This is a genomic window from Agrobacterium sp. 22-221-1 (assembly GCF_053522445.1).
Window position 1 is genome coordinate 517,172 of the sequence record NZ_JBNWCL010000001.1, and the last position, 22,332, is coordinate 539,503.

Annotated in this window: 24 protein-coding genes and 1 tRNA gene; 11 read left to right on the forward strand and 14 right to left on the reverse strand. The window is 60.3% G+C overall.

Going from position 1 to position 22,332, the window contains the following annotated elements; all coding sequences use genetic code 11:
* Positions 1 to 33: 33 nt before the first annotated feature.
* Positions 34 to 420: a MerR family transcriptional regulator gene (locus ACQZ5N_RS02590; RefSeq protein WP_003524989.1), complete on the reverse strand. Its 387-nt coding sequence runs from the start codon at positions 418 to 420 to the stop codon at positions 34 to 36.
* A 72-nt stretch (positions 421 to 492) separates the two neighbouring features.
* Positions 493 to 1,920 carry a magnesium transporter gene (mgtE, locus tag ACQZ5N_RS02595; protein ID WP_080851985.1) on the reverse strand — a complete coding sequence of 476 codons (1,428 nt, stop codon included), beginning with the start codon at positions 1,918 to 1,920 and terminating at the stop codon, positions 493 to 495.
* Between the two features lie 393 nt (positions 1,921 to 2,313).
* Between mgtE and ACQZ5N_RS02600 the strand changes: the two genes are divergently transcribed.
* Genes ACQZ5N_RS02600 through ACQZ5N_RS02610 form a run of 3 tightly spaced genes read left to right on the forward strand, consistent with a single transcriptional unit; the run spans position 2,314 to position 5,428 of the window.
* Entirely contained in the window at positions 2,314 to 4,614 is a 2,301-nt protein-coding gene (locus ACQZ5N_RS02600) for an FdhF/YdeP family oxidoreductase (RefSeq protein WP_448731982.1), read from the forward strand.
* Positions 4,614 to 4,916: a hypothetical protein gene (locus ACQZ5N_RS02605; RefSeq protein ID WP_448731983.1), complete on the forward strand. Its 303-nt coding sequence runs from the start codon at positions 4,614 to 4,616 to the stop codon at positions 4,914 to 4,916. Before ACQZ5N_RS02600 ends, ACQZ5N_RS02605 begins: the two co-directional genes overlap by 1 nt.
* Positions 4,917 to 4,933: 17 nt before the next feature.
* Complete coding sequence (locus ACQZ5N_RS02610) at positions 4,934 to 5,428, forward strand: peptide deformylase (protein ID WP_448731984.1); 495 nt, start codon at positions 4,934 to 4,936, stop codon at positions 5,426 to 5,428.
* 3 nt (positions 5,429 to 5,431) lie between these two features.
* Here the strand turns inward: ACQZ5N_RS02610 and ACQZ5N_RS02615 are convergent, their stop codons facing one another.
* Positions 5,432 to 5,857 (reverse strand): OsmC family protein, encoded by a 426-nt coding sequence (locus ACQZ5N_RS02615; protein WP_448731985.1) that lies wholly within the window; start codon positions 5,855 to 5,857, stop codon positions 5,432 to 5,434.
* A 111-nt stretch (positions 5,858 to 5,968) separates the two neighbouring features.
* Between ACQZ5N_RS02615 and ACQZ5N_RS02620 the strand changes: the two genes are divergently transcribed.
* Entirely contained in the window at positions 5,969 to 6,136 is a 168-nt protein-coding gene (locus ACQZ5N_RS02620) for a Thivi_2564 family membrane protein (RefSeq protein ID WP_003502827.1), read from the forward strand.
* Positions 6,137 to 6,212: 76 nt separating this feature from the next.
* Here ACQZ5N_RS02620 and ACQZ5N_RS02625 read toward each other — a convergent pair whose 3' ends face one another.
* The gene (locus tag ACQZ5N_RS02625; protein WP_020813199.1) at positions 6,213 to 6,638 is read right to left on the reverse strand and encodes a PAS domain-containing protein; all 426 of its coding nucleotides are present in this window, start codon (positions 6,636 to 6,638) and stop codon (positions 6,213 to 6,215) included.
* Positions 6,639 to 6,939: 301 nt separating this feature from the next.
* Here ACQZ5N_RS02625 and ACQZ5N_RS02630 point away from each other — a divergent pair, with 301 nt between their 5' ends.
* The gene (locus tag ACQZ5N_RS02630; protein WP_078053104.1) at positions 6,940 to 7,101 is read left to right on the forward strand and encodes a hypothetical protein; all 162 of its coding nucleotides are present in this window, start codon (positions 6,940 to 6,942) and stop codon (positions 7,099 to 7,101) included.
* A gap of 197 nt (positions 7,102 to 7,298) precedes the next feature.
* Here ACQZ5N_RS02630 and ACQZ5N_RS02635 read toward each other — a convergent pair.
* Positions 7,299 to 7,383, reverse strand: a tRNA-Leu gene (locus tag ACQZ5N_RS02635).
* Between the two features lie 189 nt (positions 7,384 to 7,572).
* Here ACQZ5N_RS02635 and lipB point away from each other — a divergent pair.
* From lipB to ACQZ5N_RS02650, 3 genes are all read left to right on the forward strand, one after another.
* On the forward strand, positions 7,573 to 8,304 hold the full coding sequence (lipB, locus tag ACQZ5N_RS02640) for a lipoyl(octanoyl) transferase LipB (protein WP_121490406.1): 732 nt from the start codon (positions 7,573 to 7,575) through the stop codon (positions 8,302 to 8,304).
* A 66-nt stretch (positions 8,305 to 8,370) separates the two neighbouring features.
* Positions 8,371 to 9,438: an NAD(P)-dependent alcohol dehydrogenase gene (locus ACQZ5N_RS02645; protein WP_448731986.1), complete on the forward strand. Its 1,068-nt coding sequence runs from the start codon at positions 8,371 to 8,373 to the stop codon at positions 9,436 to 9,438.
* Between the two features lie 87 nt (positions 9,439 to 9,525).
* Positions 9,526 to 10,461, forward strand: a complete 936-nt coding sequence (locus tag ACQZ5N_RS02650) for a DMT family transporter (RefSeq protein ID WP_448732101.1) — start codon at positions 9,526 to 9,528, stop codon at positions 10,459 to 10,461.
* Positions 10,462 to 10,481: 20 nt separating this feature from the next.
* Here the strand turns inward: ACQZ5N_RS02650 and ACQZ5N_RS02655 are convergent, their stop codons facing one another.
* From ACQZ5N_RS02655 to yajC, 5 genes are all read right to left on the reverse strand, one after another.
* On the reverse strand, positions 10,482 to 10,940 hold the full coding sequence (locus ACQZ5N_RS02655; RefSeq protein ID WP_059753108.1) for a hypothetical protein: 459 nt from the start codon (positions 10,938 to 10,940) through the stop codon (positions 10,482 to 10,484).
* A gap of 145 nt (positions 10,941 to 11,085) precedes the next feature.
* Positions 11,086 to 11,931: a phytoene/squalene synthase family protein gene (locus tag ACQZ5N_RS02660; RefSeq protein WP_448731987.1), complete on the reverse strand. Its 846-nt coding sequence runs from the start codon at positions 11,929 to 11,931 to the stop codon at positions 11,086 to 11,088.
* Positions 11,932 to 11,954: 23 nt separating this feature from the next.
* A complete protein-coding gene (locus ACQZ5N_RS02665) occupies positions 11,955 to 12,347 on the reverse strand; it encodes an Mth938-like domain-containing protein (RefSeq protein WP_003524967.1) in 393 nt (130 codons plus the stop codon).
* Positions 12,347 to 14,920 carry a protein translocase subunit SecDF gene (secDF, locus tag ACQZ5N_RS02670; protein WP_003524965.1) on the reverse strand — a complete coding sequence of 858 codons (2,574 nt, stop codon included), beginning with the start codon at positions 14,918 to 14,920 and terminating at the stop codon, positions 12,347 to 12,349. Before secDF ends, ACQZ5N_RS02665 begins: the two co-directional genes overlap by 1 nt.
* 80 nt (positions 14,921 to 15,000) lie before the next feature.
* Positions 15,001 to 15,348 carry a preprotein translocase subunit YajC gene (gene yajC, locus ACQZ5N_RS02675; protein WP_003524964.1) on the reverse strand — a complete coding sequence of 116 codons (348 nt, stop codon included), beginning with the start codon at positions 15,346 to 15,348 and terminating at the stop codon, positions 15,001 to 15,003.
* 206 nt (positions 15,349 to 15,554) lie between these two features.
* On the opposite strand from yajC, the gene ACQZ5N_RS02680 reads away from it, so the two are divergent.
* Both ACQZ5N_RS02680 and fdhA read left to right on the forward strand, forming a co-directional pair.
* The gene (locus ACQZ5N_RS02680; protein WP_448731988.1) at positions 15,555 to 16,427 is read left to right on the forward strand and encodes an ATP-binding protein; all 873 of its coding nucleotides are present in this window, start codon (positions 15,555 to 15,557) and stop codon (positions 16,425 to 16,427) included.
* A gap of 161 nt (positions 16,428 to 16,588) precedes the next feature.
* Complete coding sequence (fdhA, locus tag ACQZ5N_RS02685) at positions 16,589 to 17,779, forward strand: formaldehyde dehydrogenase, glutathione-independent (protein ID WP_003524961.1); 1,191 nt, start codon at positions 16,589 to 16,591, stop codon at positions 17,777 to 17,779.
* A gap of 97 nt (positions 17,780 to 17,876) precedes the next feature.
* Here fdhA and ACQZ5N_RS02690 read toward each other — a convergent pair whose 3' ends face one another.
* On the reverse strand, positions 17,877 to 18,536 hold the full coding sequence (locus tag ACQZ5N_RS02690; RefSeq protein ID WP_127755985.1) for a TetR/AcrR family transcriptional regulator: 660 nt from the start codon (positions 18,534 to 18,536) through the stop codon (positions 17,877 to 17,879).
* Positions 18,537 to 18,645: 109 nt separating this feature from the next.
* Here ACQZ5N_RS02690 and ACQZ5N_RS02695 point away from each other — a divergent pair, with 109 nt between their 5' ends.
* Positions 18,646 to 20,040 (forward strand): cytochrome P450, encoded by a 1,395-nt coding sequence (locus ACQZ5N_RS02695; protein WP_448731989.1) that lies wholly within the window; start codon positions 18,646 to 18,648, stop codon positions 20,038 to 20,040.
* 55 nt (positions 20,041 to 20,095) lie between these two features.
* Here the strand turns inward: ACQZ5N_RS02695 and ACQZ5N_RS02700 are convergent, their stop codons facing one another.
* From ACQZ5N_RS02700 to ACQZ5N_RS02710, 3 genes are all read right to left on the reverse strand, one after another.
* A complete protein-coding gene (locus ACQZ5N_RS02700) occupies positions 20,096 to 20,299 on the reverse strand; it encodes a DUF3126 family protein (protein ID WP_003524869.1) in 204 nt (67 codons plus the stop codon).
* Between the two features lie 141 nt (positions 20,300 to 20,440).
* Positions 20,441 to 21,265: a serine O-acetyltransferase gene (gene cysE / locus ACQZ5N_RS02705; protein ID WP_035261225.1), complete on the reverse strand. Its 825-nt coding sequence runs from the start codon at positions 21,263 to 21,265 to the stop codon at positions 20,441 to 20,443.
* 200 nt (positions 21,266 to 21,465) lie between these two features.
* Complete coding sequence (locus tag ACQZ5N_RS02710) at positions 21,466 to 22,242, reverse strand: alpha/beta fold hydrolase (RefSeq protein ID WP_035261230.1); 777 nt, start codon at positions 22,240 to 22,242, stop codon at positions 21,466 to 21,468.
* Between the last annotated feature and the right edge of the window lie 90 nt (positions 22,243 to 22,332).

The following is a 22,332-nucleotide window of genomic DNA, read 5'->3' on the forward strand; positions in this document are numbered from 1 at the left end:
ATGACCCAGCGCGAATATCGCCCGAAATTTCGTTCACGTCCCCACGCCGATTTCGGCAAGCCGCGTCAGACAGGCTTCTTCGACATTGTCGAGTTCCGCCAGCGTCTCTTCGATGTCCTTGCGTTTTTGCCGAAGCTCCGCGCGCTTTTCATCGACCTTCTTCATCAGAAGCACCAATTGGCCCGATTCGCCCGGCGGTTCCTTGTAGACGTGGATGATTTCGCGAATTTCGGAGATCGTGAAACCGATACGGCGGCCGCGCAGGATTTCCTGAATGAGGCGGCGGTCCGCAGCCCTGAAAAGCCGTGTGCGCCCGCGACGCTCAGGGTGAATCAGCCCCTCGTCCTCGTAAAATCTCAAGGTACGGGTGGAAACACCGAATTCGCGTGTCAGTTCGGTTATGCTATAATACTTGTCCAAGGGCCTATCCGATTCATAACCGGATAATATTATTTGACCTTCACGTAAAAGTCAATTTTCGCCCGCGTGGCGCTACCCGGAAATACCGTACCACCAGGTCGCGATCCCCAGAAAGGCGAAAAAGCCGACAATATCGGTGACCGCCGTGACGAAGACCGCCGAAGAGACCGCGGGGTCCGCTCCGAACTTGTCGAGCACCAGCGGAATGAGAATGCCCGCCAGCGCCGCCGCCAGCATGTTGAGACACATGGCCGTGGCGATGATGCCGCCGATATGGATATCCTGAAACCAGATACCGGCGACAACACCGATGGCGCAGCCGAACAGCATGCCGTTCAGAATACCCACACCCGCCTCTCGCCGGATGATGCGGGCGGCGTTGTGAATATCGAGGCTTTTGGTGGCGAGTGCGCGCACCGACACCGTCATAGTCTGCGATCCGGCGTTGCCGCCCATGCCGGCCACCGCCGGCATCAGGATCGCCAGCGCGACGATCTGCTGGATCGTCGCATCGAACAGGCTGATGACGGAGGCGGAGAGAAAGGCTGTGATGAGATTGACCGCAAGCCAGGGCACGCGTGAACGGGACGTGCTGGCAATCGAGTCCGACAGTTCTTCGTCACCGACGCCGCCAAGGCGCAGCAGATCCTCTTCGGCCTCTTCCTGAATGACGTCCACCACGTCATCGATGGTCAACACGCCCACCAGTCGGCCGTTGTCGTCGACCACGGCGGCGGAGAGAAGGTCATATTGCTCGAAAAGCTGCGCGGCCTCTTCCTGGTCCATTTCCGCCGGAATGGAGTGGTTGGTCTCGTGCATGATCGTTTCGATCTTCACCTGACGCTTGGCGCGCAGCACCTTGTCGAGATCGAGCGCGCCGACCAGCTTGAAGGTAGGGTCGATGACGAATATCTGCGTGAAGGAATCCGGCAGCTCTTCTTCCTCGCGCAGATAATCGATGGTCTGCCCCACGGTCCAGAACGGCGGCACGGCCACGAATTCCGTCTGCATGCGGCGGCCGGCCGAGCTTTCCGGATAATCCAGAGCCCGCATCAGCCTCACACGTTCGGTGAACGGCAGTTGCGAGAGAATATCCTCGCGGTCCTCGTCGTCGAGATCCTCGAGAATATAGACGGCGTCGTCCGAATCCAGCTCGCCGATACCGGCGGCGATCTGCTCGTTCGACATCTGATCGACGATATCGAGACGGATGCCCTCATCCACCTCGGTCAGCGCCGTCATGTCGAAGTCGGAACCGAGAAGGCGCACCAGCGCATGGCGCTGTTCAGGCAGGATGGATTCCAACAGGTCGCCGAGTTCGGATTCGTGCAGCCGCGCCACGTTCTTGCGCAGGAAAAGCAGATCGCGGTCAGCGATCGCGGCACCCACCATCGTCAGAAAATCCGAGCGGACGGACCCGTCTTCTGCGTAAATATCGGAGGGCGCTTCCGCAGGCTTCATGTCCTCGGGCGCGACAGGATCGTCGTCACGGTCTGTCATCTGGCGTCCCCTTGTATTCAAATGCCGCAGTGCACGGATGCGCAGGCAGAATGGCGTTAAAAGGTTTATTGTCAACAACCGGATAGCGGCAAATAAACAAGCTCTCCGGCTGCGGCGAAAAATCCATTCAACATTCCTCTTCCGGTTCGCAGGCTTAGCCACGGCCAGCGGCTATAGGCATGTTTAGCCAAGCTTTGCAGCTTGTTTTGCGACAACGCCCACCCCCTTTACGCCGTTCCCGTTTTAAATGTCGAACGGGCGAACAAAGGTTTCGCCGCAATGCACAATTAAGACATTGACAGGCAGCGTGGAACGGCGCTTCTGGATAAGCATTTGACAAACGGCAAACGCCGACAGGCGGGCACGAGAAGACAGATTCCGGGAATCAGGACCATGAGCAAGACGGACTTCATTGGCAAGGCATCGACCGCCGCAGGCGGCTGGGGCGCACTCAAAAGCGTCGGCAAACGTCTTCTTGAATCCGGTGCCCCGATTTCCGGCGCCCGCACACTTTTGAAGACCAACCAGCCGGACGGATTCGACTGCCCGGGCTGCGCCTGGGGCGACCCGGAACACGGCTCCTCTTTCGAGTTCTGCGAAAACGGCGTCAAGGCGGTGTCATGGGAGGCGACGGAAGCCCGCGTGCCGCCGGACTTCTTCGCCAGCCGCACCGTCTCGGAACTGCGCGGCTGGTCCGACTACGATCTGGAAAAACAGGGCCGCCTCACCCACCCCATGCGTTATGACCGGACGAGCGACAGATATCTGCCCGTCTCCTGGGACGATGCCTTCGCCGAAATCGGCCGTATCCTCAACAGTCTCGACAGCCCGGACCGGGCGGAGTTCTACACCTCCGGCCGCGCCTCCAACGAGGCGGCCTTCCTCTATCAGTTGATGGTCCGGCTTTACGGCACCAACAATTTCCCCGACTGTTCCAACATGTGCCACGAAGCGAGCGGCGTCGGCCTGAAGGCTTCGATCGGCGTCGGCAAAGGCACCGTGCTACTTGAGGATTTCGAGCAGACGGACGCCATTTTCGTCATCGGGCAAAATCCCGGCACCAACCATCCCCGCATGTTGGGAGACCTGCGCCGCGCCGCCCTTCGCGGCGCCCGCATCGCCGTTTTCAACCCCATCCGCGAAAAGGGTCTGGAGCGCTTTGCCGACCCGCAGGACAAGGTGGAGATGATTACCGGCAGCAGCACCCGCATCGCCACCAATTATTACCAACCGCGCCAGGGCGGCGACATGGCGGCCGTGCGCGGCATGAGCAAGGCGGTCTTCGCCGCTGACGATGCCGCAAGGGCGGCGGGCGAACCCGCCATCATCGATTACGACTTCATCGCCGAACATGCAGCGGAGTTCGAGGCCTATCGCGCTGCCGTCGATGCGACGAGCTGGGAAAGCATTCTCGACCAATCCGGCCTCACCCGCGCGGAAATCGAGGAAGCCGCCCGTATCTACATGAATGCCGGTTCCGTCATCGCCACCTGGGCCATGGGCGTCACCCAGCACAAGCATTCGGTCATCATCGTTCGCGAGATCACCAATTTCATGCTGCTGCGCGGCAATATCGGCCGGCCCGGCGCCGGCCTTTGCCCGGTGCGCGGCCACTCCAACGTGCAGGGCGACCGCACCGTCGGCATCGATGAAAAAGCCCCGCCCGCACTTCTCGACGCGCTGGAAAAGGAACTCGGCGTCCCCATGCCGCGCAAGCCCGGCCACAACACCGTCGAAGCCGTCGCCGCCATGCTGGACGGCGAGGCGGATACTTTCATCGCGCTCGGCGGCAATTTCATGCGTGCGACGCCCGACAGCCCGCTGATCGTCAAGGCCTTCGAAAAGCAGAAGCTGACCGTCAACATCGCCACCAAGCTCAACCATTCGCATCTGGTGCCGGGCGAAACTTCATTCGTGCTGCCCTGTCTCGGCCGAACGGAAATCGACCGCAATTCGGCCGGCCGCTCGCAGATCGTCACGGTGGAGGATTCCATGAGCATGGTGCACGGTTCCGGCGGCATCAATCCGCCGGCCTCGGATGAGCTGCGTTCGGAAGTCGCCATCGTCGCCGGCATCGCCGAGGCGACGCTTGGCAATGCCCAAGTCGACTGGAAGGCGCTTGCCGATGACTACGATCTCATCCGCGACATGATCGAGCGGGTCATTCCCGGTTTCGATAATTTCAACGAGCGTGTCCGCGTGCCGCGCGGTTTTCATCTGCGCAACGCAGCAGCCGAACGGGAATGGAACACACCGGCGAAAAAGGCCACCTTCTATAGCGGTCCGCTGCCCGAACAAACCGAACACCAGCAGGCGCTCACGCGCGACGACCTGTTCGTATTGCAGACCTTCCGCAGCCACGATCAATACAACACCACGATCTACGGCATGGATGACCGATATCGCGGTGTCTATGGCGAGCGCCACGTCATCTTCATGAATCCGAAGGACATGGAAGCGCTCGGCGCCCATTCCCGCCAGCGCGTCGATGTCATCGGCGAATATGGCGACGGCGTGGAGCGCATCGCAAAGAATTTCCGGCTGGTGCCCTATAATATCCCGCAGGGCAGCGTCGGCGGTTATTATCCCGAACTTAACGTGCTGGTGCCGCTGTCGAGCTATGGCGAAGGCAGTTTCACGCCGACATCGAAATCGGTGCTCGTCTCCGTTCGCCTGCGCCGGGATGCCTCCTGATGGAAGAGGAGCAATCCACTGCCGCGTTCATGGCGGCGGTGGAGCGGGTTCATGAAAGCTCCTCACGGGCGCTGACAGCCACGGGCGCAGCGATCCTTCTTTCGGTTTATCTGAACATCGCCGCTGACAGCCGCAGCATCGCCAACCGGCTGGGGCTTGCACACGCCCTCATTCTGCGCGAAATCACTGCCCTGTCGCCACGTTTCGTGCGGGTGACAAAACGCGATGCCCGCACCCAGCGCAGCTTTCTAGAGGCAACCGAAGAAGGACAGGCCCTTGCGGCGGCGTCCCTGCGGATTTGAAACGAACGGAGCATTCCTTGGCAATCAGGCCGATCCTGCCCTACCCCCATCCCGGTTTGTCCGAAATCTGTCCGCCGGTCACGGCTTTCGACGGGCAATTGCAGGAGCTGGTGACGGACCTGATCGACACGATGCGCGCCGCACCCGGAGTCGGCATCACCGCCGCCCATATCGGCGTCAAGCAGCGAGTTTTCGTGCTGGAGCTGACACCGGGAACCGTGCTTACCTACATCAATCCTGAAGTCGTCAGCCAATCCACGCAGACCATGCGCCATATGGAGGGCAGCGTCTCCATGCCGGGATTTACCGACGAGGTGGAGCGGCCCTGCGAAATCGAGGTGAGATTTCAGGACATAGCCGGCGGCGAACACCGACAGACCGCCGAGGGATTTCACGCCATCTGCATCCAGCACGAGATCGACCAGCTGGACGGCATTTTCTGGCTGAAGCGCCTCTCGAAGCTCAAGCGCGACCGGCTGGTGAAAAAATGGGAAAAATCCCGGAAATCCTGATGGTCAGCCGGTAATCGACAGAGCAAATTCCGCATCGCCCTTCAGCGTGTTGCTGACGGTGCAGATATCCTCCGCCATATGAGCGATGTCGCTGCGCGTCGCCTCATCGAAATCCCCCTTTATCTCGATCCGGACATCGAAACGCACGATCCGCGACGGCTCCTCCTCAGCCTTTTCGCCGGATACATGCACCGTGACCTTTTCGAACCGGTCGAGCACGCCCATGCGGCTCGCCGCAATCCGGGCGCTGAGCGCCAGACAGGCCGACAGCGACGAATAAAGAAGATCGAGCGGATTGAAACCCGGCTCCGAGGCCGCCATTACCACCGTCAGGGCGCCTCCGGTGGCCGTGACGACATCGGGATGCCCGAGACGGCCAAGAGTGACGACAGCGCCCGTCGGCCGCTTTTTAACCCTGAACTGATTCATGCCCGACCTCACACCGCGATTTCACCCGATGGAACCAAAATTAGCCTCGCGCTTTTACTCACGCAACGGTGAACGACCGTTGAGTATTGATTGAAAAGGGAGCTGGGACATATGGTTACATCTACGCTCGTCAGCATTCTGATCACCTTCCTGGTGATTGTGCTCGTCTTGTGGCTTATCGCGCGACTGCCGGTCGGCGGCGGTGCGAAACAGATCGCACAGGTGATCGTCATCATCATCGGCATTATTTCGCTGCTGAAATATCTCGCCGTCTTCTGATGTCCCGGCACAGTGCAGACGAAAAAAGGCGGCGAAAGCCGCCTCTTTTTATGCGCGGCTTTCACCCGGCCGGTCGCTATTGCCGAGGCTCGAACTGATAGGTTTTTTTCAGGGTAATATCCCGAACACTGCCAATGCCCAGAAACGGCGTATTGTCGGCATCAAAAATCGCCCTGCCCTTCGCCACGATCCACCGGTCCGACCCATCCGGCAGATTGACCTTGTAGCGCTGGTCGAAAAACACACCGGTAGTGATGCTCTCAAAAATGGCCTGCGCCACCTGATCGCGCATCTCGACATCGATTCTTTCGAGAATCTCCTCGATCGTCACCCCGCGCGACGCAACCGGCTCCGAAAACCCGTGGCATTCCGCAGTGACCGCATCCATGATCAGCCTGTTGTCGGAAATGCTCCACATGTAATAGCCAAGCGCATTGTCTGAATCCGTTTTGTCCCCCAGCACGAAAACCCCCAGACATATTTTCCTGACAAAAGCTAACATCGGACCTCTAATATTCCACCCCTCGTTTTTGTAGGGGGGAACCGCACGACTACTGCAGCGTGCATCGATATCCACCGAAATTTGACGATGGCCGAATCCAGCTAGAGCATTTCCAGTAAAAGTGCGTAGCGGTTTTACGTCCGGAAATGCGAAAAAACAAAGCGATAGAGCACGTCCGACGATTCCGTTTTGACCGGATGTGCTCCAGGCTTCCGAAATGGACGATAAATTTCGAAGAGGCATCGCAAAATCACCTGCCTGCGCCTACATGGCCTTTGATGAGATGTCGAAGGAGTTCAATATGGTGCGAGCCGCCCTCACTTTCGGATTGCTGACCGCAACCGTCTTTCTGGCCGGGTGCCAGACGTGGCATAGTCCATATCGTGGAAACGAGTGGCGCATGGATCAGGTCATGGATGGTGACCCCTACCGTGTCGGTGACGGCCAGCGCAACCGGCGCTGATCCAACTCGTCCATTCAATTCGAACGGCGGCAGGTCGATAATTTGCCGCCCTTAATTCATGGCGCTCTGGCTGCGGGATAAAGCAGATTGGTGTGGCTTGGGACACATCCGATACGGTCCAACGAACCGGGGACGGGAAACAGAAGGCAAGCTAAACGACTGGCTAAAAAAGAAAAACCCGCCGAAGCGGGTTTCTTTGGTGCGGTCGAGAAGACTCGAACTTCCACGGGTTGCCCCACAGCGACCTCAACGCTGCGCGTCTACCAATTCCGCCACGACCGCATCGTGGTAGGCGTCGACTTGCGCCGACGGGGGTGCATGTAGCAAAAGGATTTTCGGTGCACAAGAGCGTCGTGACAGTTTTTTGAAATTAAAAATCGCACCGCACCATCCTATATGCAGGAAGCCCGGAAATGCTGGGGTTGCGGCCTTGTCGCCATTTTGCGAGAAGGCTGTGGAAAGGACTTTTTCATGCTCACACGCACCGATATCGAGACAAACATGCTGCCCGCCGCCGGATCACCGCCCGTACGCTGGCGAATCTCGGAAGGCCTCGTCCCCTATGAACAGGCGATTGAGGAAATGGAGCGTGAAGTCGCCGCCATCGCCAGCGGCGAGGCCGACGAACTCGTCTGGCTTCTGGAACACCCGCCGCTCTATACCGCCGGCACCAGCGCCGACGCCGCCGATCTTATAGAGCCGGAGCGTTTCCCCGTCTTCGCCACGGGTCGTGGCGGCGAATATACCTATCACGGGCCGGGACAGCGGGTCGTCTATGTCATGCTCGACCTGAAGCGGCGGCGGCAGGATGTCCGCGCCTATGTGGCGGCGCTGGAGGATGTCATCATCCGCACGCTCGACAAGATGAATGTGCGTGGCGAGCGGCGCGAGGATCGCGTCGGCGTCTGGGTCAGGCGTCCGGAAAAACCGCTGCTTCCCGATGGCGGCATGGCCGAAGACAAGATCGCGGCACTTGGCATCAGGCTGCGCAAATGGGTGAGCTTCCACGGGCTCTCGATCAACGTCGATCCAGACCTCTCGCATTTTTCCGGCATCGTTCCCTGCGGCATCAGCGCCTATGGCGTCACCAGCCTTGTCGATCTTGGATTGCCGGTTATGATCGGCGACGTCGACGTTCTGCTGCGCGAGGCCTTTGAGGAGGTGTTTGGCGAGGCAGTGCCCGAAACCGGCGCAAGCGGCTGATCCCACCGCAACCTTTGCCGCAGGCCGGTGTTTCCAGCATCGATCACCACAAGAGGAGGAACGATCATGTTCACTACGTCCGCCTATGCCTGCGATGACGGTTCTTCGCCGATGAAGCTCGCGACCATCAAGCGTCGCGATCCAGGTCCGCGCGATGTCGAAATCGAGATCGAATTCTGTGGCGTCTGCCACTCCGATATCCACACTGCCCGCAGCGAATGGCCGGGTTCCCTCTATCCCTGCGTTCCCGGCCACGAAATCATCGGCCGCGTCGGCCGTGTCGGCGCGCAGGTCACCCGGTTCAAGGCGGGCGACCGCGTCGGCGTCGGCTGTATCGTCGATAGCTGCCGGGAATGCGCAAGCTGCGCCGAGGGGCTGGAGCAATATTGCGAAAACGGCATGACCGGCACCTATAATTCGCCCGACAAAGCGATGGGCGGCGGCGCGCATACGCTCGGCGGTTATTCCGCCCACGTCGTCGTCGATGATCGTTACGTCCTCAACATTCCCGAAGGCCTCGATCCGGCGGCGGCGGCACCCCTGCTCTGCGCGGGTATCACCACGTATTCGCCGCTGCGTCACTGGAACGCCGGACCCGGCAAGCGTGTCGGCGTCGTCGGTCTTGGCGGTCTTGGCCATATGGCGGTCAAGCTCGCCAATGCCATGGGCGCAACCGTGGTGATGATCACCACCTCGCCCGCCAAAGCGGAGGACGCGAAAAAGCTCGGCGCCCACGAGGTGATCGTCTCGCGCGATGCCGAGCAGATGAAGAAGGCCGCCTCGAGCCTCGATCTCATCATCGACGCCGTCGCCGCCGACCATGACATCAACGCCTATCTGGCGCTGCTGAAACGTGACGGCGCGCTGGTGCAGGTGGGCGCGCCGGAAAAGCCGCTCTCGGTTATGGCCTTCAGCCTCATTCCCGGACGCAAGACCTTTGCCGGTTCGATGATCGGCGGCATTCCCGAGACGCAAGAAATGCTGGATTTCTGCGCCGAAAAAGGCATCGCCGCCGAAATCGAGATGATCGATATCGATCGGATCAACGACGCTTATGAACGCATGATAAAAAGCGATGTGCGTTATCGTTTCGTCATTGATATGAAGAGCCTGCCGCGCCAGAAGGCTGCCTGACCCCGGAAGGGGGCGACCTTGCGGGCGTCCCCTCTCCCGTTGGACCTTTTGGTCGAAAGCGCAGCCTGACCCATGACTCCCCGATCCATGACCAGCCAGACCGGTTTCAACGATATCGCCAAGGGCATGACCATCATGGCGGGTTGCATGCTGGTGCTGCCGGTCATGGATGCGATTGCCAAATACATGGCGGTGAGCGGCGGCATGTCGCCGGCACAGGTGACCTTCTACCGCTTCTTTTTCCAGGTGCTCTGCACCCTGCCGCTGCTGCTCGTGGTGTCGCCCAGGGCGCTGTTCAGCGCCAAACGACCGTGGATGAACTGCCTGCGCGGCGTCCTGCACGCCTCGGCCAGCCTGATGTTCTTCGCCGCCGTCAAATACATGCCGCTCGCCGATGTCTTCGCGATCTATTTCGTCGAGCCTTTCATGCTGACGATGATGTCGGCCCTCTTCCTTGGCGACAAGGTGGGCTGGAAGCGCTGGACGGCGATTGCGGTCGGCTTCGGCGGCGCGCTGATCGTCATTCAGCCGAGTTTCGAAATCTTCGGCTGGACATCGCTCCTGCCGGTCGCATGCGCCTTTCTTTATACGCTCTACCTCTTCCTGAACCGCGCCATCGGCGATGCCGACAGCCCGCTGGTCATGCAGACAATGTCCGGCATTGCGGGGACCGTGTTCATGGGGGCCGCACTTTTCGCCGGCCATGCACTCGGCGACAAGGATTTTGCCGTCTCGCTGCCGCAATCCGGCTTCGCACTTGCCCTGCTCGTATTGTTGGGATCGATATCCGGCTACATGCACCTGTTGATTGTCAGGGCCTTCCGGCTGGCGCCGCTCTCTCTGCTGGCGCCGTTCCAATATTTCGAGATCATCTCGGCGACGATCCTCGGTTATGCGCTGTTTTCGGATTTCCCGACGCCGTCGAAATGGCTCGGCATCCTCATCATCGTCGCATCCGGCCTGTTCATCATCTGGCGCGAACGCCAGCAGGCCGGTGCGAACCCGCCGCTTGACGGACAGTGACAGCCGACACCAGACGCGCCTCAACCGTTCGAGGGCAGCGGCCCTTCGTCGTGATGGTCCTGCGCCTCCACGAGACTGCCGAGCAGCCAAAGGGAAACCTCGGCCGCCTCTCCGGCCGATTTGAACCGGTATGAGCCGCTATATTTCGGCATGTCGAAAAAGGTGACGACGAAACCGTCGCCGCTCTCAAGACTTTCGACCCGGATGCGCTCGGGATCGATCATCACGCACACATAATGCGATCCCATATTGCGCATGAAGCCGGCCTTGTTGTCGTGCAGCCGCACGAAGGCTGCGCCGCCATCCGCCGTCATATGCAGACTTCTGATCGCCTCGTTGGGAAAGGCGCGGGCGAAATCCATGATCGCCTGCCCCACATCATGACTGTTATCCTCATCCGTCGCCCGCGACATGCGCCAGGCATAAACAGCGAAGACCGAAAGCAGCACGAAAACGATAATCCAGATCGCAATACTCATCCGGGACGCTCCCTCAGCATCGAAACATCAAGATTCGCGAATCGAAACGATGCGAACCCGGCTCAGCTTCATATAGACCGAGGCTTGTGTGAAGTGTGGCTTTGCGGGATCGACGTCGTTTCACCGCCTGGCGCGATCCGCGCCATCAGAAACGCTTGAGGAAGGAAGCCTTTGCCAGCAGCCATTGCCGGCGAAGCTGTGACAGTTGCAGGTCGCCGTCGAATACGCCGCTCCCCGCCTTTCTGGCGGCAGCGATGACCGGGCCCGACAGGGCGACGGGAAGATAGGCGGCAAAGACATTTTTCGAAATCTTCGCGCGTCTCGCCTTCTCGATATGATCCAGCGCATGGGCCGCGAAAATTTCGATGGCGATGCCGATGCGCTGCCTGTCCTGCCCTTCAAGAAAGGTCTCGCGGTCGAGCCCGGCCGCAGCCAGCATATCGGCGGGAATATAGACCTGCCCGCGACGCCGGTGCAGCGGCATGAGCAGCAGCATGCCGGCCATGGCCTGCGCCACGCCCGCGTGCCCTGCCGCCTCCGCGCTGGATGCGGCGTCTTCAGTGGAAAGCACGAGGCTTGCAAGCTGGATCAATGCGGATGCGGTCTCTCCGGCATAGCCTTCCAGCGCATTGCGATCCTCGAACAGGTCGTCATAGAGATCGAAGATGCGCGCCTCGATCATGTTGGCGAGAACCGGGTGCGGCAGGCGATAGCGCTCGATAGTCGTCAAAAGCGCTGCAGCCACCGGGTGGGACTGGCTATCGCCGTGCGGATTGCCGTCGAGAAGATCGCGCCACCATTGCATGCGCACCTCGCCGGGCAGCGCTTCGCGCACGGAATCGCGGATGCGGGCGATTTCGGCATTGAAGGCGTATAGCGCGGCAAGCGCATTACGCCTGTCGGCAGGCGACAGAAGACAGGCGAGATAGCGGTCGCGATCGGTATCGCGCAGCGTCGCGAGGCAGACGTCGAGATTTTCTGTGGGTGCCATGGTTCCCCGCGCGAAACGTCCTGTCAGCCTTCGACGGCAATCAGCGCCGCGGCCACGGCGCGCGATTCCGACAGCATGATATTATAGGTGCGCACGGCGGCGCCCGTGCTCATCGGATCCACCGAAATGCCCGCCTCCTTGAAGGCGGCGCGCAATTCCTTCGGCAGAACCCGCATGCCGTCGCCCGTCCCGATCAGCAGCACTTCGATATCCTGTGCTTCCGCCAGAACCTTTTCGAAATGTCCGACCGTCAGTTCTTTCGCATCGACAGGCTCCCACCCATAGATGCCCGAAGGCAGGAGCAGAAGCGAACCGCGATGCGACATGTCGGCAAAACGGAAACCGCCATTGCCATAGGCATCGATGGGCGCCCGGCCGGGAAAATGGGCCGGGCGTATTTCAATCCCGCCGGCCATCAGACGGCAGGCTTGCCGCCAATGGCGCCGGTGTTGTTTTCTTTCTTGTCGTCCTTCTCGTCTTCCGCATCCTTGCTGTCAGGACGCAGCTTGAAGGCGATCAGCACCGGAGCGGCGATGTAGACCGAGGAGAACACGCCGATACCGACACCGAACAGCATGGCGAAGGTGAAGGAACGGATGACCTCGCCGCCGAAGAGATACAGTGCCAGCAGTGCCAGAAGTACGGTCAGACCGGTAAGGATCGTACGCGACAGAGTCTGGTTCAGCGACACGTCGATGATCATGGAAAGCGGCATCTTCTTGTATCGCCTGAGGTTTTCACGGACACGGTCGTAGATGACCACGGTATCGTTCAGCGAATATCCGATGATCGTAAGGATCGCCGCGATACTGGTCAGATTGAACTCTATCCCAAGGAAGACGAACAGGCCGATAGTGAAGACCACGTCGTGCACCATGGAGATGACCGCGCCGAGTGCAAACTGCCATTCGAAGCGAACCCAGATGTAGACCATGATCGCCGCCATGGCGAGCATAACGCCGATGGTGGAGGTAACGGTAAGGTCGCCGGAAACGGCAGGACCCACGACTTCCACGCGGCGGAAGTCGTATTTGTCCTCAAGCTCGCCGCGTACCATGGTGATGGCTGACTGTTCGGCATTTTCGCCGCCGTCCTGCGCCTGGATGCGGATGAGAACATCCTGCGGCGTACCGAAATTCTGCGCCTGGATTTCACCGAGATTGAGTTGGTTCAGACGATCGCGAATATCGGCGAGATCGGCTTCACCCTGCTTGGCGCGCACTTCGATGACCGAACCGCCCTGGAAATCGATGCCGAGGTTCAGACCCTTGGCCACGAAACCGCCGACGCAGGCGAGCATGATGGCGCCGGTGATCATGAATACCACGCGGCGATAACGCATGAAGGGAATGTCGCGACCGTCGAACATGGCGGTGCGGACACCCTTCGGCAGGTGTTTCGGGCGGCTGCGGCGAACCCAGTAGCCGAACATCCACGCCGTAAGCGTATAGGCCGTGAAGACGGTGGTGATGATACCGACGGCCAGCGTGACTGCGAAGCCCTTCACCGGGCCTGTGCCCATGTAGAACAGCACACTTGCCACGATCAGCGTCGTCAGGTTGGCGTCGATAATGGTCGCAAAGGCGCGGGTGAAGCCGTTATCCAATGACTGGATCAGCGGTTTACCGCTCTTCACCTCCTCGCGTATGCGCTCATAGATCAGAACGTTCGAATCCACAGCCATGCCGATGGTCAAGACGATACCGGCAATACCCGGCAAGGTGAGCGTCGATCCGATCACACTCAACACAGCGAGCAGCATGATGACGTTGACGATAAGGGCGATATTCGCCAGCAGGCCGAAGAAGCCATAAAAGACGAACATGAAGATGAGGACGCCGACCGCGCCGATGGCGCTGGCTGTCAGGCCGGCGGTGATGGAGTCGTTACCGAGGCTCGGGCCGACGGTGCGTTCTTCAACCACGGTCAGCGTGGCCGGCAGCGCGCCGGCGCGCAGCAGAACCGCAAGGTCGTTCGCGCCCTGTACCGAGAAATTACCGGAAATCTGCCCCGAACCGCCAATGATCGGCTCACGGATGACAGGTGCGGAGATGACCTGGTTATCGAGCACGATGGCGAAAGGCTTGCCGACATTCTGTTGCGTCGCCTGCGCGAAGCGCTGCGCGCCGCGGCTGTCGAAGCGGAAGGTGACGACCGGCTCGTTGGTTTGCTGGTTGAAGCTTGCCTGCGCGTCGACGAGATTATCGCCGGAAACGAGCGCGCGGCGTTCCACCAGATAGGGAACCGGCGGATCGTCCTGCGAATAGAGAACCTCGGAGGTCGCGGGCGGACGGCCGTTCATGGCTTCCTGTACCGGCATCGTCGTATCGACCATGCGGAAGGAGAGCTTTGCCGTCTGGTTCAGAAGCGATTTCAGGCGCTGCGGATCCTGAAGGCCGGGCACCTGCACGATGATGCGGTCCGACCCCTGACGCTGGATGAGCGGCTCGGTGGTGCCGACTTCGTCAACGCGACGGCGCACGACTTCGATGGATTGCGAAACGGCGGATGACAGGCGGTAGTCGATGCCTTCATCCGTCAGGTTGAGCCTGAGCAGATTGTCGCCGCCGTCATTCATCGTCACTTCAGTGATGGAACCGCCGACCAGCGTGCCGGCGGACACCGGCTGCGTCAGGTCGCGAAGCGCGTTCTTGGCGGCTTCCACCTGAGCGGGATCGCTGATGCGGACCTGAATCTGCTGGCCGTTGCCGGTGAGCCCCGAATAGCGGATGTTGGCGTCGCGAAGCTGTGTGCGCACATCGCCCACGATCGTTTCAAGCCGTTCCTTGACGATGTCGGAACGCTCGATCTTGAGCATGATGTGCGAACCGCCCTGAAGGTCGAGACCGAGCGTTACCTTGTTGTCCTTGTACCAGGCAGGCATGCCCTCCAGCTGTTTGTCCGTAAACAGGTTGGGAGAGGCGATGAAGACGCTTGCCAGCACAAGCAGCCAGATGAAGACTGTTTTCCAACGGGAAAAATGAAGCATTTCGATCTCGGTCAGGGTTGGGGTCGCGCTACGCGCAACCCGTCAAAATTCGCAATCGGGCATTCGATAATCCGGCAGGATCAGGAAGCGGCTTCCGTCTTGACCACTTCGCCCTTCACACGCACTTCGGCAATGTAGGCACGGGCGGCACGGATTTTCACGCCTTCGGCGATTTCGACTTCGAGTTCATTGTCATCGATGACCTTGGTCACCTTGCCGACGATGCCGCCGCCGAGAACGACCTGATCGCCACGGCGAATATTGGTCAGCGTTTCCTGGCGCTTCTTCATCTGCGCGCGCTGCGGGCGGATAAGGAAAAAGTACCAGACCACCATAAGCGGCGCAAACAGGAAAAGCATTTCAAGGCCGGAACCGAAGGCCGATGCGCCGCCCGCTGCGTCCTGGGCAAAAGCTTGACTAATGAACATATAAAACTCCTCAGAATTACGGCACGACCTTGGATGCCGCCCCAGCTTTCAAGCCGCCGGAATATAGTGGGGAACGCCGGGATTGCAACAGATGCAGGGCCCACGCCGTACCGATTCCGGACCTCTTAACCTTTATGGGCCTGAAACGCCATGCTAGGCCGGGCGCAAAACAGAGTTTTGAACACCAGACAAGCGGAAGAAACACCATGATTCGAGAAGAAACGGCCTCCCTGCTTCTTTCAGAACTGCGCCGGCTCACCATCGCCGTGGAACGTCTGGCCGGGCCGGCGCCCGCCGTAAACGACTGGAATGCGGCCGATTGTTTCGTCTGGGCGCCAGTCAACTCCTTTATCCAGCCGGTTCCCCGCCCCAACCGCATCGCGCTGAAGCTCATCCGTGGCGTCGACCATGTCCGCGACATTCTCCACGAAAACACGCTGCGTTTCGCGGAGGGTTTTGCCGCCAATAACGTGCTGTTGTGGGGCGCGCGCGGCATGGGCAAATCCTCGCTGGTCAAGGCCGTTCACGAAGATGTGCGCACGGCAAGCGGCGTTTCGCTGAAACTGGTGGAAGTGCACCGCGAGGACATCCACACCCTGCCCGCTTTGCTCGATATATTGAAAGCCTCCGGCCATCGCGTCATCGTCTTCTGCGACGACCTCTCCTTCGACCATGACGATACGGCCTATAAATCGCTGAAGGCGGCGCTCGACGGTGGCATCGAGGGACGGCCGGACAATGTGCTGTTTTATGCAACGTCCAACCGCCGCCATCTTCTGCCGCGCCACATGATGGAAAACGAGCAGTCCACCGCCATCAACCCTTCGGAAGCGGTAGAGGAAAAGGTCTCGCTTTCGGACCGTTTCGGCCTGTGGCTCGGCTTCCACAAATGCGGCCAGGACGATTATCTGACGATGATCGACAGCTATGCGGCGCATTTCGATCTGGGCCTGGACCGCGAAACGCTGCATCACGAAGCGCTGGAATGGGCGACCACGCGCGGCGGCCGCTCGGGCCGTGTCGCCTGGCAATATATTCAGGACGCCGCCGGCCGCCTCAGAAAACCGCTCGACAGATAACGTCACCGTGACATCGGGCGAAACGTGGTGTCGTTACGACCACACCGCGTGTCGTATTCCCGAACGCCACATCTCCCCTCACATGGTTTGCTGCACCCATGGAGTCACCTGTTTCCGGAGGAGCGGGCAGGTACGGTGTTCAAACCATGGAGGAGATGGATATGAGCAGGAACAGAGGCGTCGTTTACATGCGGCCGGGTCAGGTCGAGGTTCGCGATATCGATGACCCGAAGCTTGAGGCGCCGGATGGTCGCCGCATTGAGCACGGCGTCATTCTCAAGGTGATTTCCACCAATATCTGCGGCTCCGACCAGCATATGGTGCGCGGCCGCACGACGGCGATGCCGGGCCTCGTCCTCGGCCATGAAATCACCGGTGAAGTCATCGAAAAAGGCGTCGATGTCGAGATGCTCGAAATCGGCGATATCGTCTCGGTGCCCTTCAACGTCGCCTGCGGCCGCTGCCGCTGCTGCAAGTCGCAGGATACCGGTGTCTGCCTGACGGTGAACCCGTCCCGCGCCGGCGGCGCTTATGGTTATGTCGATATGGGCGGCTGGATCGGTGGACAGGCCCGTTATGTCACCATCCCCTATGCCGATTTCAACCTGCTGAAGTTCCCGGACCGCGACAAGGCGATGTCGAAAATCCGCGACCTCACCATGCTGTCCGACATTCTGCCGACCGGCTTCCACGGCGCCGTCAAGGCGGGCGTCGGCGTCGGCTCCACGGTCTATGTTGCGGGCGCCGGCCCGGTAGGCCTCGCCGCCGCCGCATCCGCCCGCATTCTGGGTGCTGCGGTCGTCATGATCGGCGATTTCAACAAGGATCGCCTTGCGCACGCGGCAAAAGTCGGTTTTGAACCCGTCGATCTCTCCAAGGGCGACCGGCTGGGCGACATGATCGCCGAAATCGTCGGCACCAACGAGGTGGATAGCGCCATCGACGCCGTCGGCTTCGAAGCGCGCGGCCATGCGGGCGGCGAACAGCCGGCCATCGTTCTCAACCAGATGATGGAAATCACCCGCGCCGCCGGCTCCATCGGCATTCCGGGCCTCTATGTCACCGAAGACCCCGGCGCAGTCGATGCGGCGGCGAAACAGGGCAGCCTGTCGCTACGCTTCGGCCTTGGCTGGGCCAAGGCGCAATCCTTCCACACCGGCCAGACGCCGGTGCTGAAATATAACCGCCAGCTCATGCAGGCGATCCTGCACGACCGCCTGCCGATTGCCGATATCGTCAACGCCAAGATCATCGCGCTCGACGATGCGGTGCAGGGCTATGAAAGCTTCGATCAGGGCGCGGCCACCAAGTTCGTCCTCGATCCGCATGGCGATCTGCTGAAGGCTGCCTGATACTTCAGCGGCATATGGCTGATAATCGTAAAAGCGCCCGCGACGGATATCGTCGCGGGCGTCCCTGTTTTCCGGCCCTGTCACCGTCCGGTGAAACTTACGGCTCCCCTACCAGCAGCGCTTCCAGCTCGGCTTTTGCTTCCGGGGAGAGATAGGGTCTGAACAGGCTTGAGACCTGCTTCAATCCCCAGTCCAGCTGCGGCGGACCGAACTCGGTGATGCCTTCCTGAAGGTTGAGATAGGACGCCCAATAGGTGGAGACGATCCAGAGGTTCGTCAGAACGGCAGGCCGCTCTTCCTCGGGTATCGCGGCGAGGCCCGCTTTCTCCATGCGCGCGACGATATCGCCGACGGCAAGGCGCATCGCGGCGCTTATGGTTCGCACGGGCTCCACCAGCGCCGGGGCGGAAGAGACAAGACCGACCAGATCGCGAAACAGGAAACGATAGTCCCACACCAGCGAAAACCAGAGCCGCAGAAAACCGGCATAGGTTGCCGCCGCTCCCTCATCGGCCCCGTCAATCTTTCCGACAATTGCCAGCGCATCGGCTTCGAACCGGGCAAACAGCGCCAGAACCAGCGCTTCCTTGGTGCGGAAGTGATAATAGAGATTGCCCTCATTGATCTCTACCGCCCTTGCGATTTCGGCGGTCGTCACGTGGTCGGGCCCGCGCTCGTTAAACAGAGTGAGTGCGGCGTCGAGAATTCTCTGGCGCGTGGGGCGTGCCGCCGTCCGCCCGGTACTGCTTTTCTTCATTGATTTCGAACCCGACCATTGAAATCTAAGGTACGCACCTTAAATACTCACAATAAGGTATACACCTTAACAGGAAATGTAAGTGTCAACGCGGACAAAGGACCTGTAAATGACCGGAACCGACCTTCGCACCGCCTCCCCGGATACGCCCGGAATCGCACCCGTCTCCAAATTCGCAACAGCCCGCGTCGCGCTGTCGCTCATCCGCAATCCGCTGAAGGCTCTGCCACCGGAGATTTTCAGCGAGCCGGCGGTCTTTACCCGTCTCGGCGGCGTCATGCGGGTTCATCTTGCCGATCCCGCGCTTATCCATGAGGCGCTGGTCAAGAACGCCCATCTGCTCGGCAAGGGCGAAGATGTGCGCCGCGCCCTCGGCCCCGCGCTCGGCCAGGGGCTTCTGACGGCCGATGGCGATCACTGGAAGTGGCAAAGACAATCCGTCGCCGCAGCGTTCCGGCACGAGAAGCTGCTGGAACTGCTGCCGGTCATGATCGACGCCGCGCGCCGCACGCAAGAGCGCTGGCACGCATCGCCTGCCGGCGACATCGATATTGGCCATGAGATGATGCGGACGACCTTCGACATCATCGTCGAAACCATGATGTCCGGCGGCCATGGGATCGATATAGCCCGCGTCGAGCAAAGCATCACCGATTATCTGAAACCCACGGGCTGGACCTTCGCACTCGCCATGCTGGGCGCACCGGAATGGCTTCCGCATCCGGGCAGGCGCAAGGCGCGCGTGGCGGTGGATTATCTTCGCTCCAGCCTTGCAACCGTCATTTCCGAAAGGCGACAAAATCCGATCGAGAGGAACGATCTGGTTTCCATGCTGCTCGAAGCGAAAGATCCGGAAACCGGACGCATGATGAGCGACACGGAAATCATCGACAATCTCCTGACCTTCATTACCGCCGGGCATGAAACCACGGCCCTCGGCCTTGCCTGGACCTTCCATCTGCTCTCGCAAAACAGCGACGTGGAGCGCAAGGTCATCGACGAGATCGAAACCGTTACCGCCGGTGAACCGGTGGTGGCTGAACATATCGCCCGCCTGACCTATACCAGACAGGTATTTTCGGAAGCGATGCGGCTTTACCCGCCCGCCCCTGTCGTGACACGCACGGCATTGCAGGACTTCAGGCTCGGCGAACACGATATCCCGGCCGGCACCGTTCTTTATGTGCCGATCTACGCCGTCCATCGGCACACAGCACTATGGGAAGAACCCGACCGCTTCGACCCGTCACGCTTCGAGCCCGAAAGGGTCAAGGCGCGCCACCGCTATGCCTATATGCCCTTCGGCGCTGGCCCGCGCGTCTGCATCGGCAATGCCTTTGCCATGATGGAGGCTGTCGCAATCCTTGCCGTGCTTTTGCAGAACGACCACCTCAGGAACAAAAGCCCGGCAAATACCGAGCCGCTGATGCGGGTCACCTTGCGGCCGGAAAACCGCCTGATGATGCAGGTCAGCAGCCGAAAAAACAAATCGCCCGAGGCGTAACCGCCACGGGCGACTGGTTCAGTGCGAAACTCCATCCGTCACCGGATGGTGACGATCACAGATCGACGTCGAGGATCGCCATGGAGAAGTTGTAGGAGCGGTCGCCGTCTTCGTCATCGATATAAACGACGCCGAGAAACTCTTCGCCAAGATACACTTCGGCGGAATCGTCCTTGCGCGGACGCGCCTTGACCACCATCGTCGGGTTGAAGGTGCGCTTGAAATAGGCGTCGAGTTTTTTGATTTCGTCGGCTTTCACCACTATTCTCCTGTGCGGTTCGCGTTGGCCCGCTTTTGGCATGGGACAAAGGCCAAAGTAAAGTGAAAGCGGCAAGTCATCCGTGTCTTCCACACGGACGACCGTGAAAATGCCGGCCCCATCGGAGCGCGATAGGGCCGGTCAGATATCGGCCCCGATAAGCTGGTCCATCAGGCGCGAGGGTTCGGAACACCCTGCTTCTCCCACCACACGCGCCGGCACGCCGGCAACGGTCGTCTTGGGCGGAACCGGCTTCAGCACCACCGAACCGGCGGCGATGCGCGAGCAGCTGCCGATCTCGATATTGCCGAGGATTTTCGCGCCGGCCCCGATCATCACGCCGTTTCCGATCTTCGGATGGCGGTCCGCCCCTTCCTTGCCGGTGCCGCCGAGCGTGACGCCGTGAAGGATGGAGACGTTGTCGCCGATCACCGCCGTTTCACCGACGACAAGCCCGGTGGCATGATCGAGGAAGATGCCCTTACCGATGCGCGCGGCCGGATTGATATCCGTCTGGAAGATGCTCGAGGAGCGGCTCTGCAGATAAAACGCGAAGTCCTTGCGGCCCTTCTGCAGCAGCCAGTGGGCGAGCCTGTGGGTCTGGATGGCCTGGAACCCCTTGAAATAGAGGAGCGGCTCCATAAAGCGCGTGCAGGCGGGATCGCGGTCGTAAACGGCCTGAATGTCGACGCGCAGCACGCTTCCCCATTCCGGCCAGTCATCCAGCATGTCCTGGAAGGTCTGGCGCAGAAGCACGGCCTGCATGTCGGGATGATCGAGGAGTTCGCAGATGCGGTAGATCACACATTCTTCGAGAGACCGGTGATTGAGGATCGTCGAATAAAGGAAGGCCGAAAGCAGCGGGTCCTGCGCCGCGGCGCTACGGGCTTCATTGAGCAGGCTGCCCCAGATGGGATCGACGATCGCCAGCTGTTCGGGCTGACGGGCCTCGGTACGTGCGACCATGAATGGTCTCCTCGTTTGCAGTGGTCGTTCTTTATACAGAAAAAGACGTGCATTAGAAATGGGATTCGAATGACGACTTTAAAGGCGGCAAGGCTTCAGTTTTTCTTCATGCAGCATGAAAAACCGTTTCTTGCCGTCCTCAGCGTTGCCGCATTTCCGGACGGAAAACCGGGCTCCGCTTTTCCCGGAAATGCTCCGGGTCAAAGCGAGCGGTAAAATTCCAGCACCGCCGCCTTGAACACCCGGTCGCCGACGGCCAGCATGTGGTCCCGGCCGGGAATGTCGATGGCCCGCGCATGCGGCATGATCGCGGCAAGCTCCGCGCCGGAACCGGCGATATCGTCCTTCGTTCCGACCGCGATCAGCGTCGGCGCATCGATTTTCTCAGCCTGTTCACGCGTGACAAGAACCCGCGACGTCTCGATACAGGCGGCCAGCGCCAGCCGGTCGCTTTTCGTCTGGTCGGCGAAGGCGCGGAACATGCGGCCGCGCTCATGGGTGACGACATCGAGCGAAGGTGCGAGAAGCGCCTCGGCAATCGGATCCCAGTCGCCGACGCCTTCGACCATGCCGATGCCGAGCCCGCCGAAGACCAGCGAACGCACGCGCTCCGGATGCGCCATGGCAAGGAAGGCGGAAATGCGCGCGCCCATGGAATAGCCCATCACATGCGCTTCGGCGATGCCGAGATGGTTGAGCAGCGCCACCGCATCCCCGGCCATGACGGGCGGATAATAGGCTTCGGAATCGTGCGGCTTGTCGCTTGCGCCGTGGCCGCGATTGTCGATGGCGATCACCCGGTAGCCCGCTTCGCCCAGCGTCTTCAACCAGCCGGGATGCACCCAGTTGACATTGGCGCTGGAGGCGAAGCCGTGGATCAGCAGAACCGGTTCGCCCGCCGGATCGCCCTCGTCGAAATAGGCAAGGCGAAGGCCGTCATGGGAAAAATCGGAAAACTGCGGCGTGTTGAGATTCATCAAGGACATCCTTTTTGCCGGACCATATGGCAGGAATTAGCAATGTTGAACATGTTTTGCTGACGATTTTTATGGAGATGCAATGCGTTT

Coding starts and splice junctions, on each gene's coding strand:
- mgtE (WP_080851985.1), bottom strand. CDS start 1,920: ATGACAGACCGTGACGACGATCCTGTCGCGCCCGAGGACATGAAGCCT.
- ACQZ5N_RS02600 (WP_448731982.1), top strand. CDS start 2,314: ATGAGCAAGACGGACTTCATTGGCAAGGCATCGACCGCCGCAGGCGGC.
- ACQZ5N_RS02605 (WP_448731983.1), top strand. CDS start 4,614: ATGGAAGAGGAGCAATCCACTGCCGCGTTCATGGCGGCGGTGGAGCGG.
- ACQZ5N_RS02615 (WP_448731985.1), bottom strand. CDS start 5,857: ATGAATCAGTTCAGGGTTAAAAAGCGGCCGACGGGCGCTGTCGTCACT.
- ACQZ5N_RS02620 (WP_003502827.1), top strand. CDS start 5,969: ATGGTTACATCTACGCTCGTCAGCATTCTGATCACCTTCCTGGTGATT.
- ACQZ5N_RS02625 (WP_020813199.1), bottom strand. CDS start 6,638: ATGTTAGCTTTTGTCAGGAAAATATGTCTGGGGGTTTTCGTGCTGGGG.
- ACQZ5N_RS02630 (WP_078053104.1), top strand. CDS start 6,940: ATGGTGCGAGCCGCCCTCACTTTCGGATTGCTGACCGCAACCGTCTTT.
- lipB (WP_121490406.1), top strand. CDS start 7,573: ATGCTCACACGCACCGATATCGAGACAAACATGCTGCCCGCCGCCGGA.
- ACQZ5N_RS02645 (WP_448731986.1), top strand. CDS start 8,371: ATGTTCACTACGTCCGCCTATGCCTGCGATGACGGTTCTTCGCCGATG.
- ACQZ5N_RS02650 (WP_448732101.1), top strand. CDS start 9,526: ATGACCAGCCAGACCGGTTTCAACGATATCGCCAAGGGCATGACCATC.
- ACQZ5N_RS02655 (WP_059753108.1), bottom strand. CDS start 10,940: ATGAGTATTGCGATCTGGATTATCGTTTTCGTGCTGCTTTCGGTCTTC.
- ACQZ5N_RS02660 (WP_448731987.1), bottom strand. CDS start 11,931: ATGGCACCCACAGAAAATCTCGACGTCTGCCTCGCGACGCTGCGCGAT.
- ACQZ5N_RS02665 (WP_003524967.1), bottom strand. CDS start 12,347: ATGGCCGGCGGGATTGAAATACGCCCGGCCCATTTTCCCGGCCGGGCG.
- secDF (WP_003524965.1), bottom strand. CDS start 14,920: ATGCTTCATTTTTCCCGTTGGAAAACAGTCTTCATCTGGCTGCTTGTG.
- yajC (WP_003524964.1), bottom strand. CDS start 15,348: ATGTTCATTAGTCAAGCTTTTGCCCAGGACGCAGCGGGCGGCGCATCG.
- ACQZ5N_RS02680 (WP_448731988.1), top strand. CDS start 15,555: ATGATTCGAGAAGAAACGGCCTCCCTGCTTCTTTCAGAACTGCGCCGG.
- fdhA (WP_003524961.1), top strand. CDS start 16,589: ATGAGCAGGAACAGAGGCGTCGTTTACATGCGGCCGGGTCAGGTCGAG.
- ACQZ5N_RS02690 (WP_127755985.1), bottom strand. CDS start 18,536: ATGAAGAAAAGCAGTACCGGGCGGACGGCGGCACGCCCCACGCGCCAG.
- ACQZ5N_RS02695 (WP_448731989.1), top strand. CDS start 18,646: ATGACCGGAACCGACCTTCGCACCGCCTCCCCGGATACGCCCGGAATC.
- cysE (WP_035261225.1), bottom strand. CDS start 21,265: ATGGTCGCACGTACCGAGGCCCGTCAGCCCGAACAGCTGGCGATCGTC.
- ACQZ5N_RS02710 (WP_035261230.1), bottom strand. CDS start 22,242: ATGAATCTCAACACGCCGCAGTTTTCCGATTTTTCCCATGACGGCCTT.